The organism is Rhodococcus sp. MSC1_016, from assembly GCF_023667485.2.
Taxonomy (GTDB): Bacteria; Actinomycetota; Actinomycetes; order Mycobacteriales; family Mycobacteriaceae; genus Rhodococcus_F; species Rhodococcus_F oxybenzonivorans.
On sequence record NZ_JAMOZI020000002.1, the window covers coordinates 1005118 to 1020144 of the forward strand.

Consider the following 15027-nt stretch of genomic DNA (forward strand, 5'->3'; position numbering starts at 1 on the left):
GTCTCGGAGGTGACCCGACAAGGAGGATGATGTGAGTACGAATGCCCTGCAGCTCGTCCGGGAGCTGCGCGCCGCCGAGGATGCGGCGCAGCCGTTTCCCCGGCCGAGTGAGCGAGTCGGCGTGGATCTGGCCACTGCCTACGAGATTCAACGCCTGCGCCTGGCCCCGCAGCCCGACAGCGGCGGCGGCACGGGGGTGGGCGGCCATCTCGTCGTCCGCTCGTGCGGCGACGGGGAGTGGGTGACCGGCCGGCTGAACCCCGGGCGCCTGGTGGCCAGCGGCGCCGTTCCCGTCCCGGCCGCCGGTACGGTGACGGTGGAGCCGGCGGTCGCGCTGGTGGTGGGGCGGACGCTGCGCGGCCCCCACACTGGAGCCGCGGACGTCCAGGGTGTGCTGACTCAGGTGCGCGGCGCTCTGGTGGTGCGCGTGGACCGGTACGGCAGTGATTCGGTGATCGACGAGGTGTCCGACAACCTCGGCGCGCACGCGGTGGCGGTGTCGGCGCGGTCCGTGGCCCTGGGCGATCTCGACCTGGGAGTGCTCGGATACACCGTGCACGCGGCAGGTGCGCTGCAGGCGACGGGGGCGGTGGCGTCCGCAGCCGGGTGGGTGAACGCCACTATCTCCCTGCTCGATCGCCTCGCCGCCTCGGGTGAGGAGCTACGGCCGGGAAGCGTTCTGGTGGTCGGATCCCTCGCTCCGGCCCTGCCCGTTGCCGCCGCGGTCACGGTCACCGCGACGTTCGCCCGAATCGGGGCGTTGACCGCCCACCTGTCACCGGAGAGCTGAGGAGTTACTCATGACCACCTGGACAATTGCGTCGGCGGTGCACGTGCTGCTGGATGCGGAAAACCGTCGTCAGGATATCGACCCGCTCAGCGACTCATGGGCGGACTTCACCCTGGAAACCGCCTATGAAGTGCAGGACGAGACGCTCGCCCGTCGGTTGATGCGCGGCGAGCACATCACGGGAGTGAAGCTGGGGCTGACCTCGCGGGCCAAGCAGTTCCGCATGGGAGTCGACACGCCGCTGACCGCGTGGCTCACCGACGCCATGGTGCTGCCGACCGGGGATCAGGTGCCGTTGGGGCGCCTCATCCATCCGCGTGTGGAGCCGGAGATCGTCTTCGTGATGGGGGAGGAGCTGCGTGGTCCCGGTGTCACGGCGGGCCGGGCGCTCGCCGCGGTGCACAGCGTCCAGGCGGGCCTCGAGGTGATCGACAGCCGCTACCGCGACTTCCGGTTCACCCTCCCCGACGTCGTCGCCGACAACGCATCGTCCGGCTTCGTCGTCACCGGCAGCATCGCGCTGTCGCCGCAGGATCTCGACTTGGCACTGGAGGCGTGTGTGCTCGAGGTCGACGGGCAGGTGGTGCACACGGCGACCGGTGCCGCGGTGCAGGGCCATCCCGCAGAGTCGCTGGCGTTGGCGGCGAATTCTCTCGCCGCCAGAGGTGTTGCGATTCAGCCGGGTTGGCTGGTCTTCACCGGCGGCATGACGGACGCGGTGCCGATCCGAGAGTATGGGCACGTCACGGCGTCCTTCACATCGCTGGGCACCCTCGCCCTCGGGGCGCACGCCGACTGACCCGCCTCCCGCGGTGACCGGGGGCGAGGTGTGCATCCGCCCGCCCCGCCCCCGGTGCCCCGTCCGCCGGACGGTCAGTCCCGCCGGACGGTCCGCGCCCACGCGGCCCGGTGCGCGGCGAACGACGGCGACGCCACCGCCCGCACCTGCGCGTCGATCTCGCACTCGATCTGGTCCTCGAGCGTACGGGTGACGCTTCCCGCCACCAGTGCCTTCGTCCCGCGGACGGCGTCGACCGGCGCCGCAGCGAGGGCGACGGCCATCTCCCACGCCCTCGCGTCCGGATCGTCCGCCACGTGGTGCAGCAGTCCGATCCGCAGTGCCTCCTCGGCACCGACGCGGCGGCCGGTCATCGCGATCTCCTTCGCCCGCGCCGCGCCGGCGGCCTCCGCCAGCAGCCACGACGCCCCGAAGTCCGGCACCAGCGCCATTGACACGAACGGTGCCGCGAAGAACGCGGACGGCGAGCCGATCCGGACATCACAAGCGAGGGCGAGCGCGGCACCCGCCCCGACGGCCGCGCCGCCGATCGCGGCGATCGTCGGTTTCGGCGACTGCACCAGCCGCGTCGACGTCGAGAACTCGCGCCGCATCCGGGCGCGGGCGGAATCGGCCGATTCGCCTTCCATATCCTTCAGCGCGTCGAGGTCGCCTCCGGCGCAGAATGCGCCGCCACGGCCGGTGAGCAGCAGGACACGGACGTCGTCGTCGGCGGTGGCGGCGTCCACAAGCTGCGCCAGCCCGTCGAGGAGCGGCCGGTGCAGCGCGTTGCGCCGGTGCGGCCGGTCGAACGCAAGGACCGCGACGCCGTTGTCCACCGTCACCGTCAGACCGTCGATCGTGGGCAGGTTCGCGTGCGTGAATGTTGTCATGTGCTCAGCATCGACGCGAATCACGCTGCGCCCCAGTACACGTTGCCGCAGGATGGGAACGGACGCTGGAGTGATCCCCGGCGCAGATGGTGATGTTGGATATCCCTCACCGACAGATCGGAGCATCGTGAATTCACGCGCTGAATCCCTTTCCCTCCCCGGGCAGCTGGCCGGCCGCACCGCGATCGTGACGGGCGCTGCGTCCGGGATCGGCCGCGCCACCGCGGACCTATTCGTTCGCCGCGGCGCCCGAGTGCTGGCCGTCGACCTGCACGCCGACGGGTTGGCGGACCTCGCCGAGCAGATCGCCGAGCGCGACCGCCTGCAGACGGTCACCGTTGACCTCACCGCGGAGGACGCACCGGACCGTGTCGTGCAGAGCTGCCTCGAGCGGTTCGGCCGACCCGACGCACTCGCGAACATCGCGGGCAAGGCGGGAGACGGTCCTCTCGAGGACACCTCCGACTTCGACCTGGACTTCTACCTCCGCGTCAACCTGGGCACGGCGTTCCGGCTAAGCCGGGCCGTGGTGCCGCACTTCGGGGAGGACGGCGGCGCAATCGTCAACACATCCTCCACCTTCGCGTTGGTGGGGGTGCGGGGGTCGGCGCCATACTCCGCGGCGAAGGGCGCAGTGACGAGCGTGACCCGCCAGCTGGCCGCCGACCTCGGGCGCCGGAACATCCGGGTCAACGCCGTCGCACCGGGACTGGTGGCGACCCCGGCGACGCAGGCGAAGATCGATGCGGGCGTGTTCGACGACGCGGTGACCCGGTCGCGTCCGCTGCCACGGGTGGGGGTGCCTGCCGACATCGCGAACGTCGTCGCGTTCTTGACCTCCGACGACGCCGCGTTCATCACCGGCGTGACGGTGCCGGTGTGCGGGGGATGGAGCACCACCCGGTTCCGGGACTGACGTTCGGGCGTAGCCATTTGGGCGGCCGCCGCGACACCTTCCACCAGTGTCGCGGCGGCCCGCCTTCTGTGCAGGAAAGGGCGCAGCGTGCCCGGGCATGGGTGGACGCCCGACCGGTGATCCGATCGGGCGTCCACCCTCTCATGGCGTCAGCTGGAGGTGCCGCACTGCCTACGTTCCGCGCTGCCTGCGTTCGGTGACGGTCTCACCGCCGGAACACCACAGGTGCGGCGGAACCGGCCGGACGATGACCTTAACTGTGTCCGCGGGGACGCCGAGCGCCTGCACGGTGGCGTCGTGGAGGGCGGCCTGCAGCCGACGGATGGTGTCTGGGTCGCGGCCCTCGAGCAGCGACACGTCGATGATGGGCATCGCGGGTTATCTCTCCTGCAACGTCGGTTCGGGAACGGGCGCGGTGTCGCCCTTGATCGTCACCGCCGCCAGGTCCACGCCGTGGGTCTCGGGAAGCGTGAAGTACAGGACGAGCACGCCGAGTCCCATCGCGATCACCGGATACCAAAGGGCAGTGGTGAAGCTGCCCACCTCGGCACCGATCGCGACCATCGTCGCGGGCAGGAGACCGCCGAAGAAGCAGACGCCCAGCTGGTACGGCAGCGACAGCGCGGTGGCGCGGATGCGGGTGGGGAACACCTCGACCATCGTGACGGACGCGGGGCCCTGCGCCATCTGCGCGAATAGCACCAGGAACAGCAGCAGCCCCATGACGGCGAGGATCCGCGCGTCGAACAGGTCGCCGACGCCCTCGATGAGAATCGCCTGCGTAGACCCGTCGATCGGGTATCCTGCCGCCGTCAGCACTCCGAGGAGATCGTCCTCGAACGTGGGGGAGGCGGTGACGGTGGTGTCGCCGACGGTAACGGTGGTGGGACCGCCCGCGGTATCCACGCGGTCGAACAGCACCGAATTGCTCTGCAGCGCCTCGCGGGCTACGTCGCAGTCGGACGTGAACGCCGCCGTCCCGGCGGGGTTGAACTGGAACGAGCATGTCGACGGGTCCGCGGCCAACGTCACCGACGTCTGGTCCTGGGCGCGCGCCAACTCCGGGTTGGCGGTGCTGTTGATCGAGTCCACCAGCGGGAACATCAGGACCGCCGCCAGGCCGAGGCCCGCGAAGATGACGGGCCGACGCCCCACCCGATCCGACAGCCGACACGCGCCGATGCACAGGAAGAACCCGGCGAGCATCACCACCAGGTACATCGCGTTGACGGTGAACGAGTCGATGCCGAGGTTCGTCTTCATCACCGTCAACATGTACACCGTCGACACGTAGCCGATGAACGCCTGCGCAGACGCCATGATGAACACGATGACGATCATCCGGACCCGGGCCCTACTTGAGAAGGCCTCCCGCAGAGGGGCTTTCGCGGTTCCGTTGTTCGCCTTCATCTGCTGGAACAGCGGGCTCTCGTGCAGGCTCGCGCGAATCCACACAGACAACGCCAACGGCACCACGGCGATAAGGAACGGGATCCGCCAGCCCCACTCGTTGTAGCTTCCCGTACCCACGATGCCCTCGACGACGAGCTGTACCGCCACCGACAGACTGAACGCCAGCGCGGTGGTGCCCGTCAGCCACCCCACGAAGTAGCCGCGAGCGCGTGGCGGCGCGTACTCCGACACATACGTGACAGCGGCGCCGAACTCACCGCTGACAGCCAAGCCCTGCAGGATGCGGCACGTCACCAACAGGATCGGTGCCAAAATGCCGATCTGCTCCGACGTCGGCAGCAGACCCACCGCCACCGTCGACACACCCATCAGGATCAATGTGATCAGGAAGACCACCTTCCGGCCTACCTGGTCCGTCAACCGCGCAAACACCACCGCACCGAGCGGCCTCACGATGAATCCCGCAGCGAACGTCAGCAACGCGAACACCGTCTGAGCGGACTCGCTGTATTCGCCGAAGAACTTGCTCCCGATTACGGGGACCAACGCCCCATACAGGAAGAAGTCGTACCACTCGAACGCCGTGCCGATGGCTGACGCGCCAACGACCTTCCGTTCCTGTCTGTTCATCTGGTCCCCTTAGGTCTGTTGCAGCGATCACAATCTGCGAGGACTCGACGCTAAGACGGTGGTGGGCGTTCGTGACCCTGTCCGTTTCCATCGGGTGGGAAGGGGGCGGATTGAATTCGTCATCGACTCGACCCAGTCGAGGGCAAGATCGTAGGCTGACATGCAAAGTAGCATCCGCTGATGGTGCCGGGGTGATCTTCTATCACGCATCCAATCAGCCGCTCTCGCTCTCGCGACGGGACATCAAGTGGGGTCGCGGTGGGCGGGATGAGCGAGAATCCGCCGCCTGGATTCTGGACGATCACGACGCGATGGACCGGTTCGAAACCGCCCGGCTGAGATCGTCACCCGCCTCGGCTACGGCATCCTGGCCCGCAGCCGTGCGGAAGCCGAGCTTCCAGATCGCGTAATACTTCTAAGGACATGGCGTTATCCTCAGCTTTGACGAACCGGCAACTCGAAGTCCTTCGCTGGATCGGCGACGGCTGCCCTGAACACCGCTGGCCCGACTATAGCTACAAGACAACTGCTCTGGCCCTGCAGAACCGTCGCCTTGTCACGGTGTCGAAGAGGAACGGCTGGAATGCCACCATCGAACCGGCCGGCCGTTACTACCTGGACCACGATCTCTATCCTGACGGCCACTTCCGCGCACCGAAGCGACGCTCCCGGGAGCAACGAACTCCTGCTGGTGCGCCGGACAAAGCGACGCCTTCGCGATCGTCAACCGGGCGCATCATGGTGTCGCCACAACACCTTATGGACAAACTCGTCCCGGACAGTCCCATCGAGATAGCAGCACCCACCGCCGACGAGCGTGCTGCATGGCGACGGACCATCCACGCGGCCTTGAGTTCCGGCCTTATCCCTACGGGCCAGGGAAAATGTTACTGGGTGAGTAGTTGTGCGGATCACATCCCGGAGTAGAACCCGGCGGGGCAACCCCTCGGGACGTGCGCAGTGCCCCGGCCGCACCGGCGTTGGGCAAGAAAATTGCACATTCGGTGATATTATTGTGCCATGAAGATGGGTGATGCTGCCGTTGCGGTGGCGGAGTTCGGTGCCGAGCAATGGGGACTGATCACCTCGGCGCAGGCCCGGGCGCTGGGTGTCACCGCCGTGCAGATGAAACGGCTCGCGGACCGCGGCGCCCTCGAGCGTGTGCATCACGGGATCTACCGCATGACCCGACTCCCGTTCGACCCCCGCCAGGACCTGCGTGTGGCGTGGGTCGCGCTCGACCTGAACACCCCCGCGTGGGAGCGTCTGTCCCAGCCTTTCCCCGGGGGCGTCGTCTCCCACCGCAGCGCCGCGCAACTGCATGAGCTCGGCGACCTCGACGCTGACGTCGCCGAGCTGATCTGTTCGCGTCGGGTCCGGCTGAGCCTGCCCGACGTGCGCATCCACACCGGGACGGTCGATATCGACGACTGGACCGTCGTCGACGGACTCCCGGTCACCACGGCCCGCCGAACGATCGCCGACCTCGCCGCCGGGGGAATCGACGGCGGACACCTCGCCGGCATCGTCCGCGACGCCCTCGCCCGCGAACTCGTCTCCATTTCGGAAGTCGCGAAGACGCTCGCCTCGTTCGCCTTCGACTACGGCCATGTCCTCGGCGACGGCGGCGCCTTCCTCGACGCCCTGATCGCCCAGGCTGGGATCTCCGAGAACACCCTCGGACTCGCCGACGCCTACCGGAGAAGCAAAGAAGGCGCCCTCACCGATCGCCTTGCCGCCGTCCACCGGCCGGGGCTTGGCCTGGCCGACCACCTCGAGTCGACAAGCGCTGCCCGCCTCATCTCGGATCTCTACCGCGATGACCGGGTGCTGCCCTTCGCGATCGCCGCCTCCACCGGCCAGTTCGGCAAGCTGCTGAAACTGACCAACGACGCACTCGTCGCGGACGCCCTGAAAGGACTCGCGGTCGCACAACTGGCACCGCTCAGCGAACAGATCCACGCCGTCGCCGCGGCCTCCCCCGGCACATCCGCGATGGAGGTCGCCCGCCCGTCGATCCGGCAGAACCTGCCGATACCGGATACCGAGGCGACCCGGGACTCGGTGGCGACCGAGATCGAACCCGCCGCCCGGCAAGCCACCGCGAACATCACCGCACGCCGGCCCGGCGAACCGGAGCCGACTACCGGCACCGACGACGCGACCCCGAACGCGGCGGACGACGACACCGCCACCTTCCCGCAGACCGATCCCGACTCAGGTGAGAATCCCTAGATGCCCACGCCATCCCCCGGCCAGCTCCGCGCCTCGATCCAACAACGGCTGAAGAATCAATCCGCGATCAGCGGGCAACCGCTGCAACAACTCCGGCGCAAGTACGTCATGACACGCTTCCTGACCAGAGTGTTCGACGCCGACCCCGACGGGTGGGTACTCAAGGGCGGCACCGGGATGATGGTGCGCCTCCCACAGGCCCGCTACAGCAAGGACGTCGACCTCATGTCCACCGAGTTCACCCACATCGAGGACGCCATCGACAAACTCCGAGAGATCCTCCGGCATGAGGTCGACGCATTCGCGTACACGATCTCACGCAAAGAGAACCTCTCTGATGACAAGGGTGCGCGAATCAGCGTGCAGGTACGACTCGGGACAACGGCGTTCGACACCTTTCCCATCGACATCGTCACCCACCGAGGACTGATCGGGCCGATCGAGATCCACCCGATCCCGCAAGTGATCGACCTGGGGGACACCGCACAATCCGTCCGGGTACGCGTCTACCCGATCGCCGACCAGATCGCCGACAAACTCTGCGCCATGTACGAATACCACCTGCGCACCGGCCAGCCGCCCCCTGGTGATACCTCCAGCCGATACCGCGATCTCGTCGACCTCCTCCTCATCAGCGAGAACCTGCCGGTACCTCTGGGCCAGGCCGTGGACGCGCTCGAGAACCAGCGCCTGCTACGAAACGCGATGGAGCTTCCCTCCGAATTGAGAGCGCCGGGCCCTGATTGGCACGACAACTGGTCTGCGCAGGCCAAGGACAGTCCGTTGCCTGATTCCCTGCACGAGCTGGACACTGCGCTGACCGCAGCCGCAGCCTGCTACAACAGCATCCTCGCCGGAATACCGTCAACGAGCCGGGCCGCCACGTGGGATCACATGGGCCAGCAATGGGTAGACCACTGAACCTTCCCTACCTTCCCTCGAACGAAAAATGAGCCAGGCGCAGACCTTCTCGAGGCAGGACAGTCGCCGCTCCATCTGATGTCACGAGCGACCGACAGATCCAGTGCCGTCCGCGGCGCAATTGTGGAACCGGTAGCGATGGCAGATTGTGATGGACGCGCCGATGCTCGCGTCCACGCCGGTGCCGGCAGCAGGGGCAAAATTGGTACATGAGTGCCCCAGCAAAGAAACTCACGCAGACTCAGCACACACGCGGTCCCCGCCGGTCGAGGAAAAGACGCGGCGCACCGGTCGTTCGGACTCCCCAAGAATACCGCCGGCGCCTGCGGTCGGGGGCGGAGGCGATCGTGATCGATGCCCATCCTGACCTCTGGTTCGACCTCGGGCGCATCCCGGGCGGAGTCGCGGTCAAGCTGATCGGACAATCGTGCGCCGGCATCACGGGCGGCGCCGTCGCGGCCGCCGGCCGCTGCTTTCTTCAGGTGTCGAACGAGGCGCGAGTGACCGCCTACGAGTACGCCCACGTCGAGGCCTTCGATGCCAGTACCGTCGATGCCCGCGGGAAGAGTCAGATCGTGGGAACCGATCATTCCAGGATCCGCGCCGAGGACAGCGCTATTGTCTTCGCGCACTGCCAGTGTCACGTCCAGGCATTCGGTGAGAGCATCATCGCCGCGACGGATGGCGCCACCGTGCGGTTGGACGGGGCCGCTCATGTACGGGCAAGCGCCGGGGTGTGTGTCACCGGTCCGGCTGCGCCGGCGAACCTGACTTTCGAACCGCATCCGATCAGCCGTCTCGCCGGTCACCTGAACCTCTGAGCCGAACATCGAACGCCGATCGGTTGCGTCCAGGAATAGATCGGATCCGGACCAGTTCATGATCGATCGGCGGTGACCGAACTGGCCCACCCGGTTTCGGTTGCGGTGCACGGTCGGCGGCAACGCACCGAGGGACGTTCGGGAGGGGTCGCGGCGATGTTGGTTGTCCCTGTGGCGTAGCCAAGCGCAGCCCCCGCCAACGATGGAAATCAGCTGGCGGGTGCGCTACACGGACAATCTGCACATCAGTGACGAGCAGCGCATCACTGATTTTCGTGAGTCGGCGCCGGGAAGTCCAGGGACTGTGATCCATGCCGTTGCACAAATATCGACACCCCCGAATTGTTGACCGTTGAGTGTACTGTCGACGCTCCCACGCAGGCGTAGGTTGGTCACTTCGGGAGGGGCGCACCATGTGTCGAGGGGTCGGTAGATGCGTCCCTCGGAAGTATCGGTGTTCTCAGGCGCAGTCCCTGCAGATCCGCTGCTCGCCATCGGCGAGGCGACTGCGGTGGTGGACCAGGAAGCAACTGGTGCAGGTGAATTCGTCGGCCTGTTTCGGGATGACGCGGACGGTGAATTCTTCGCCGGACAGGTCGGCGCCGGGCAGCTCGAAGGATTCGGCGGTGTCGGTGTCCTCGACGTCCACGACGGGGGACTGGGTGTCTTTCCTGCTGGCGGTCAGCTGTTCGAGAGACGTATCCGTCTCGTCGGAGTCGGTGACTCTGGGTGCGTCGTAGTCGGTGGCCATGGCTGTTTACCTCATGCTCTGCGTGTTCGGACCCGCCAGGCTAGAGGGTCCGGTGGCGCGACCGCCGCCCGGGGTCACGCGGTTCTGTGGTTGGTGTACACCGGACGAATGGCATCAGTAGCAGTACTGGTACCACGGGCGACCAGCACGATGGCGGCCACGTCAAGGTCGCTTCGGTGCCTCGGGTGGTGCACCGTTCTCGGCGGTCCAGTCGGTCGCGTCGCACGTGTGTGATAGTTCGGCGTCAGTGCGACGTACTGACCGGCGAGGACTCGATGGGATGTCGGAGTGCGGCCGCGGTCATTGTGAGCGACGATGTCCTCTGCGAGCGCGGCTTGCCAGTCCGGCACCCGCCGGGCGGCCCACTGCCGCCACCATGCGCCGCCGTAGGAGCCGGCGAGTGCGCCGGTGGTTGCGATGATCAGGGCCGACGCGGTGTCGGCCCGGTCGCGGTGGGCCAGTGCCGCCGCTCCCGCACCACGTGCGGCGACTCGTCCGGCGAGCGCGGGCGGGGCGAGGCGCGAGCGAAGGTTCGGGTTCTTGTCGGCGATGAGTTCGCCGCCGACGAGCACGGTCGCGTCGAGGAGCCGGGTTCGGTGTGTGGTGCCCGGTCGGCTCGAGAGGAGTGCCGCCGCGATGCCGGTGGAACTGCGCAGGCCGCTGGCCACCCGATCACTGCCGACCGGGTGGTGCTCGACCGTTCCGCCGCCGGGTCCCTTCTGTGCCGCCCTGCTGCCGAGTCTTGTTGCCGTAGCGCGGTGGTGACGGTGGCGCCGTAGGCCAGCCAGGTGCGGCACGAGGTCGCTGCGCCAGTCCTGGGCGGCCGGCTGCCGCGGATCGCTGATGCCGCGCAGGGCGATCGGGATGTCGGTGGCCGCCATCGCGGCGAGACCGATCCCGACCGTTCCCGCGGTCGGGGTCAGGTGGGCGCCGGCCCGGCGGGTAAGGGAGGCGGCCACGCCGAGTCCGACACCGACGGCGATCCCGCCGAGCGCCCCGAACGCCGACCGCCGGGCCGCGAGCGCGTCACCGCGTCCCGGTATCGCGACGCCCGACGCGGACTCGACCGTCTCCTCCGGGACGGTGCTCGCGGGGCGGCCCCGGATCGCCATGTCCAGGTAGGTGACGGCATTGAGCGTCGTGGTGCCCGCCGCACTGGCGACGATGCCGGTGGTGACAGCGTTCATCGACATGCCTCTCGCGTGATCCGACTACGGGGTCGCCCCTCTCGGCGGCATCCCCGCTGGCGTGCCCGGCAAACTCGGCCGGGGGATGGACGCGGTCGACGTGTGCAGGATGAGACCGTGAGCGACCGAACCGCAGCAGATCTCGAGCGGGAACTCGCCATGCTCGCCTACGCACGCGACCGTCTCCGGGCTTCGGAGGGCGAAGGCTTCCGTGTCCCGACCACCGCGGTCGACCAGGTTCTCGATGAACTCAACAGCCTCGAACGACCGCCGTGGGATCCGAACTGATTCCATCCAGCGGAACCCGAGGTAGTCGTCACGGTGTTGATCACCGGATCGGTGGCCACCGCGGCGGAGTCGCCGGCGTTGGTATGAACGCCGTCAGCGGGGCTCCCGGAAGGGACCCCCACCGCGTGCACTCGGTCCCTACTCCTGCGGTGTGTGCGGTATCCGTCGAGCAAGCTTGTTCGGTGCGGTGAGCCATACCGGATGAGAGCCGACGGTGCCGGTGCTGGATGGCGGCAGGGAGTGCGAGTGATGTATTAGGTGTCGCCTAATCTCGTCGGTAGCGTGTGCTACACGAATACTAAGATCGAACGAATATTCGAAACGATGGGCGAATGGACTATGGCCAAGAAGGCGCCGAAGCCAGAGATGGCGGAGGGATTGGCGAATGCGCGGGCAGTAAGTGCTTCGCTGGTGAGCATCGGTTATGAGGGTCGCAGCATCGACGAACTCGTCAGTCGGCTCAAGCTCGAGAACGTCCAAGTGCTCGTCGATGTTCGCTTGACGCCACTTTCTCGTAAGCCCGGCTTGTCGAAAACACGTCTGGCCGAGACGCTCAGGGCCGCGGGGATCGAGTACGTCCATCATCGTGCGTTGGGTAATCCGAAGGACAACCGTGACAGCTTCCGCGCCGGCGTATCAGAGAGCCGCGACCGCTTCCGGGAGGTGCTAGGCACCGAGGAAGCGACGAATGCGCTCGCCCACCTTGTTGAACTCATGGACGGTGGTGTCTTAGCGTTGTTGTGCTTCGAACGGGACCATGCGACGTGCCACCGCGAACTAGTGGTCGAGTACTTGGAGAAGACAGTCCCCGGCGTGTCAGTAGTCCACATTTAGAAGAGAACGAGATTCTCGGACCTCTTCTCCGCCTTGGGGTACCACGTGCCAAGAATCGAAAAGGTGTGTCGCCGCTGGTGCTGGTTGCCGATGTAGAAGTGCAGGTCGACCGAGGGATCGCACATCATCGACTCCCACTTCTCGCGGATCTGCTCTAGTGCGGCGAGGTCACCACTTTCCCTGCGCCATTTTCGCCCTGCCTGACCGAGCTCCCAGTCGATCACCTTTTGGGAGTGTGTTGGACAGCCCTTGGTTGCGCAGCGGTAGTGATACCGCACCGTGTACGGCATCGGTTCCAGGGGACGGAGCGTCTCGCCGAACAGCTTCGGTTGGCTCGCTTGGTCGATTTTCGCCATCTGCTCGCGAGTCCAGGGCTTTCCGGGCTCGACGATAACCTCGAGGATTTCTGGTTGGATTAGGCCCAACGATGGTGATGGTTCACTCATCTTGACCGCCTTGTTGGCTGCTATGAGCTCGCACGTTGTCGTTTCACCAACGAGATTTTGCAGCAAATTGCGCCGATGCGGCCACACCCCTTTCGCCGCTATACGCCCCAGCGATTGGATCGACTCTTGATTGGGGCGAAATGACTCTACTCGGGGGTCCGCTGATCCGTGCTTCCGAACGTCTAGGAGGACTCGCTCGTACTTTCCGAACTGGTACTCCTCGCCCATGTTCCGGAAGCGAACGGGATAGAGGCGGATCCACTGAGGGTTGCCCTGATCCAGGCGTACACCCGCAACGCAGACGGTTTCCTCGTACTTCGCCGACGGGCTGGGGTATGTCTTGACCGTGATCAGTACCTCGGCGGCTTCGAACCCTGGCTTTGTCGTCATGCTCCCCAGCCCCTGGACATCACCGAGTCTACGGTTGTCCGAGGCGCCTCGGCGTCACCGCCTTCAGTTCCCTCAGTGAGGAATCCTCGCCTGCGTTGAGCTCCGCTCGCGTGCTCCGGGCGGGGGGTCATCCGCGCTGGAGTCCTCGGAGCACCTGCGGTCCAGGGAAGTTCCGGTCGACGCAACCGGAGATCGTGCTTGTCGCTTGCGAATTGTGTGGCCTTACCAGTGCCGACGTAGATACACGCGAGAGATGGTGCCGACGGTGCGAAAAGGGTCCGCTTCACTCGCGCATCACACCAGACCTGCTCCCCAATTGGTATCGATCGGCTGAATGTATCTCTGAGTATCACGAAAATGATCGAACTCGGCTTGGGCACCTATTTCTTCAGTTATGGACGGTCGACGGGCGCGACGCTCGGAATGAAATCCGCAGGCCGAGTGACTGCAACAATGACGACGCTCAGGCGCCACGCCTACTGAGCCTGTCGAAAACCGCCTTGCACAACGTCGCTGACAACGATCCGAAGCGGCATGGCACCCAGGGACTCTGGCCACACTGCAACGCCTTACCGGCCTAAAGGCCATGACACCTCGAACTCGCCTGAGGTGTGTTAGCAACGTGGTAGGCCTCGCCTTGGCCGACAAGTACATCGATATCAGTTGCATTCAGCCCTTTCGCTGGCTACCGGTTTCGCATGTGGGCGCTGTACTCGCCACGAACCTGGTCGAAGTACGTGTCAGGTAGCGATGCCAGATAACTCACGGCGCCGCCTGACCAGACGTGGGCGGCACCGTTGCTGTGCTTCCAGGCGTACTTCGTGTTGCTCCGGAGATCCTCCTTCCAGCACACCGCCTGGTAATCGTATTGGTTCAGCGATCGACCTGTGCGGCGTGCGTTCACCTTTAAAAGCAGCTCCTTCATGCTGTACGGATGGGTTTGGTTAGGATCAGTCTTCTTCAAGACGACCTGACCATCTGCTGTCGGGGACACAGCCACCAAGAGATCCGCGCTTTCTAATTTTTTCACTGACTGCAGATGGATGTCGTACACGGTCGCGACGCGAGCGAGGTCGCTGCCCGCTGCCTCTGCCTCGTCCATGTAGCCGCGTAGTTCATCGATGAATTCTTGAACCTCGCTCACTACTGTCGCGCTCGTGTCGACGCGCATGAAATGCACAGCGTCGGCGGGAGCAGTTGCGCCAAGGGGGAGGAGCTGCCAGGTCATCGAGTCCGCGAGGTCTTTGTTGAATCTCGCCACCATGAAATCGCGATAGTTGAGAACGTTCTGCTGCAAAAAGGGATAGATCACGGCACCGAGCCCCTTTGCGTTGTAGAGGTGAATCGCACGGTCGCGATACTCGGAGAGCGCTTTGATGTTCGCCGAGATAGCAGGCCCGTCGATCCCCGTTGGCCAGAGGTTCTGGGCGGAAACTCGGCCAAGTGCGTCGTCGAGCGTAATAGACCGGTATCGCTCACCACGCTTCTTCTGGTAGAAGATCGACCGATGCGATTTGCGAAGTGTCGCCTTCAGCGCAAGTTCCCACGCGTTGACGACGAGCATGACGGTGATCTCGTCCCGGTATGTCATCTGAGGTTTGTTGTAGACCTCGACGGCCGAGAGCATCGCAGCGAGTGAATTGTCGACCAGACGTCTGATCGACACATATGGTGCCCCCACGGGGTTCCCTTCTTCCTAATGGGCCAGTCGATCAGCGTCGCGACCGGTCTGTC

At 65.8% G+C, this 15027-nt stretch carries 16 protein-coding genes; 9 read left to right on the top strand and 7 right to left on the bottom strand.

Translation table 11 applies throughout. The features are described from left to right. The first annotated feature begins 31 nt into the window (after positions 1-31). Together L1080_RS37095 and L1080_RS37100 are read left to right on the top strand one after the other, a co-directional pair. Positions 32-790, top strand: coding sequence for a hypothetical protein (locus tag L1080_RS37095; RefSeq protein ID WP_250777292.1), 759 nt, complete (start codon positions 32-34; stop codon positions 788-790). A 10-nt stretch (positions 791-800) separates the two neighbouring features. Then, positions 801-1589 carry a 2-keto-4-pentenoate hydratase gene (locus L1080_RS37100; protein ID WP_250777293.1) on the top strand — a complete coding sequence of 263 codons (789 nt, stop codon included), beginning with the start codon at positions 801-803 and terminating at the stop codon, positions 1587-1589. 74 nt (positions 1590-1663) lie between these two features. Here L1080_RS37100 and L1080_RS37105 read toward each other — a convergent pair whose 3' ends face one another. Further along, on the bottom strand, positions 1664-2461 hold the full coding sequence (locus tag L1080_RS37105) for an enoyl-CoA hydratase/isomerase family protein (RefSeq protein ID WP_250777294.1): 798 nt from the start codon (positions 2459-2461) through the stop codon (positions 1664-1666). Positions 2462-2588: 127 nt separating this feature from the next. On the opposite strand from L1080_RS37105, the gene L1080_RS37110 reads away from it, so the two are divergent. Continuing rightward, positions 2589-3377: an SDR family NAD(P)-dependent oxidoreductase gene (locus tag L1080_RS37110; protein ID WP_250777295.1), complete on the top strand. Its 789-nt coding sequence runs from the start codon at positions 2589-2591 to the stop codon at positions 3375-3377. Between the two features lie 171 nt (positions 3378-3548). On the opposite strand, the gene L1080_RS37115 is transcribed toward L1080_RS37110, so the two are convergent. Beyond that, the gene (locus L1080_RS37115) at positions 3549-3749 is read right to left on the bottom strand and encodes a tautomerase family protein (protein WP_250777296.1); all 201 of its coding nucleotides are present in this window, start codon (positions 3747-3749) and stop codon (positions 3549-3551) included. A gap of 6 nt (positions 3750-3755) precedes the next feature. Then, a complete protein-coding gene (locus L1080_RS37120) occupies positions 3756-5420 on the bottom strand; it encodes an MFS transporter (protein ID WP_250777297.1) in 1665 nt (554 codons plus the stop codon). 423 nt (positions 5421-5843) lie between these two features. Here L1080_RS37120 and L1080_RS37125 point away from each other — a divergent pair, with 423 nt between their 5' ends. The 4 genes from L1080_RS37125 (at position 5844) to L1080_RS37140 (ending at position 9397) form a co-directional block, all read left to right on the top strand. Then, positions 5844-6347: a hypothetical protein gene (locus L1080_RS37125; protein ID WP_250777298.1), complete on the top strand. Its 504-nt coding sequence runs from the start codon at positions 5844-5846 to the stop codon at positions 6345-6347. A 93-nt stretch (positions 6348-6440) separates the two neighbouring features. Next, positions 6441-7655 carry a type IV toxin-antitoxin system AbiEi family antitoxin domain-containing protein gene (locus L1080_RS37130; protein ID WP_284709002.1) on the top strand — a complete coding sequence of 405 codons (1215 nt, stop codon included), beginning with the start codon at positions 6441-6443 and terminating at the stop codon, positions 7653-7655. Continuing rightward, positions 7656-8576 (top strand): nucleotidyl transferase AbiEii/AbiGii toxin family protein, encoded by a 921-nt coding sequence (locus tag L1080_RS37135; RefSeq protein ID WP_250777299.1) that lies wholly within the window; start codon positions 7656-7658, stop codon positions 8574-8576. Between the two features lie 347 nt (positions 8577-8923). Further along, positions 8924-9397: a hypothetical protein gene (locus tag L1080_RS37140; RefSeq protein WP_250777300.1), complete on the top strand. Its 474-nt coding sequence runs from the start codon at positions 8924-8926 to the stop codon at positions 9395-9397. A 460-nt stretch (positions 9398-9857) separates the two neighbouring features. Here the strand turns inward: L1080_RS37140 and L1080_RS37145 are convergent, their stop codons facing one another. Both L1080_RS37145 and L1080_RS37150 read right to left on the bottom strand, forming a co-directional pair. Then, positions 9858-10148 carry a DUF4193 domain-containing protein gene (locus L1080_RS37145; protein ID WP_250777301.1) on the bottom strand — a complete coding sequence of 97 codons (291 nt, stop codon included), beginning with the start codon at positions 10146-10148 and terminating at the stop codon, positions 9858-9860. 74 nt (positions 10149-10222) lie between these two features. After that, positions 10223-11335, bottom strand: coding sequence for a hypothetical protein (locus L1080_RS37150; RefSeq protein WP_250777302.1), 1113 nt, complete (start codon positions 11333-11335; stop codon positions 10223-10225). Positions 11336-11452: 117 nt separating this feature from the next. On the opposite strand from L1080_RS37150, the gene L1080_RS37155 reads away from it, so the two are divergent. Next, complete coding sequence (locus L1080_RS37155) at positions 11453-11623, top strand: hypothetical protein (protein WP_250777303.1); 171 nt, start codon at positions 11453-11455, stop codon at positions 11621-11623. Positions 11624-11947: 324 nt separating this feature from the next. Next, entirely contained in the window at positions 11948-12457 is a 510-nt protein-coding gene (locus tag L1080_RS37160) for a DUF488 domain-containing protein (protein ID WP_250777311.1), read from the top strand. On the opposite strand, the gene L1080_RS37165 is transcribed toward L1080_RS37160, so the two are convergent. Both L1080_RS37165 and L1080_RS37170 read right to left on the bottom strand, forming a co-directional pair. Further along, positions 12454-13293, bottom strand: coding sequence for a hypothetical protein (locus L1080_RS37165; protein WP_250777320.1), 840 nt, complete (start codon positions 13291-13293; stop codon positions 12454-12456). The genes L1080_RS37160 and L1080_RS37165 overlap by 4 nt on opposite strands. A gap of 685 nt (positions 13294-13978) precedes the next feature. Continuing rightward, positions 13979-14974 (bottom strand): DUF3644 domain-containing protein, encoded by a 996-nt coding sequence (locus tag L1080_RS37170; protein ID WP_374436148.1) that lies wholly within the window; start codon positions 14972-14974, stop codon positions 13979-13981. Between the last annotated feature and the right edge of the window lie 53 nt (positions 14975-15027).

Excerpts from the sequence above, each read along its gene's own strand:
- L1080_RS37100 (WP_250777293.1), top strand. The coding sequence starts at position 801 with ATGACCACCTGGACAATTGCGTCGGCGGTGCACGTGCTGCTGGATGCG.
- L1080_RS37105 (WP_250777294.1), bottom strand. The coding sequence starts at position 2,461 with ATGACAACATTCACGCACGCGAACCTGCCCACGATCGACGGTCTGACG.
- L1080_RS37115 (WP_250777296.1), bottom strand. The coding sequence starts at position 3,749 with ATGCCCATCATCGACGTGTCGCTGCTCGAGGGCCGCGACCCAGACACC.
- L1080_RS37120 (WP_250777297.1), bottom strand. The coding sequence starts at position 5,420 with ATGAACAGACAGGAACGGAAGGTCGTTGGCGCGTCAGCCATCGGCACG.
- L1080_RS37125 (WP_250777298.1), top strand. The coding sequence starts at position 5,844 with ATGGCGTTATCCTCAGCTTTGACGAACCGGCAACTCGAAGTCCTTCGC.
- L1080_RS37130 (WP_284709002.1), top strand. The coding sequence starts at position 6,441 with ATGAAGATGGGTGATGCTGCCGTTGCGGTGGCGGAGTTCGGTGCCGAG.
- L1080_RS37135 (WP_250777299.1), top strand. The coding sequence starts at position 7,656 with ATGCCCACGCCATCCCCCGGCCAGCTCCGCGCCTCGATCCAACAACGG.
- L1080_RS37145 (WP_250777301.1), bottom strand. The coding sequence starts at position 10,148 with ATGGCCACCGACTACGACGCACCCAGAGTCACCGACTCCGACGAGACG.
- L1080_RS37150 (WP_250777302.1), bottom strand. The coding sequence starts at position 11,335 with ATGAACGCTGTCACCACCGGCATCGTCGCCAGTGCGGCGGGCACCACG.
- L1080_RS37160 (WP_250777311.1), top strand. The coding sequence starts at position 11,948 with ATGGGCGAATGGACTATGGCCAAGAAGGCGCCGAAGCCAGAGATGGCG.
- L1080_RS37165 (WP_250777320.1), bottom strand. The coding sequence starts at position 13,293 with ATGACGACAAAGCCAGGGTTCGAAGCCGCCGAGGTACTGATCACGGTC.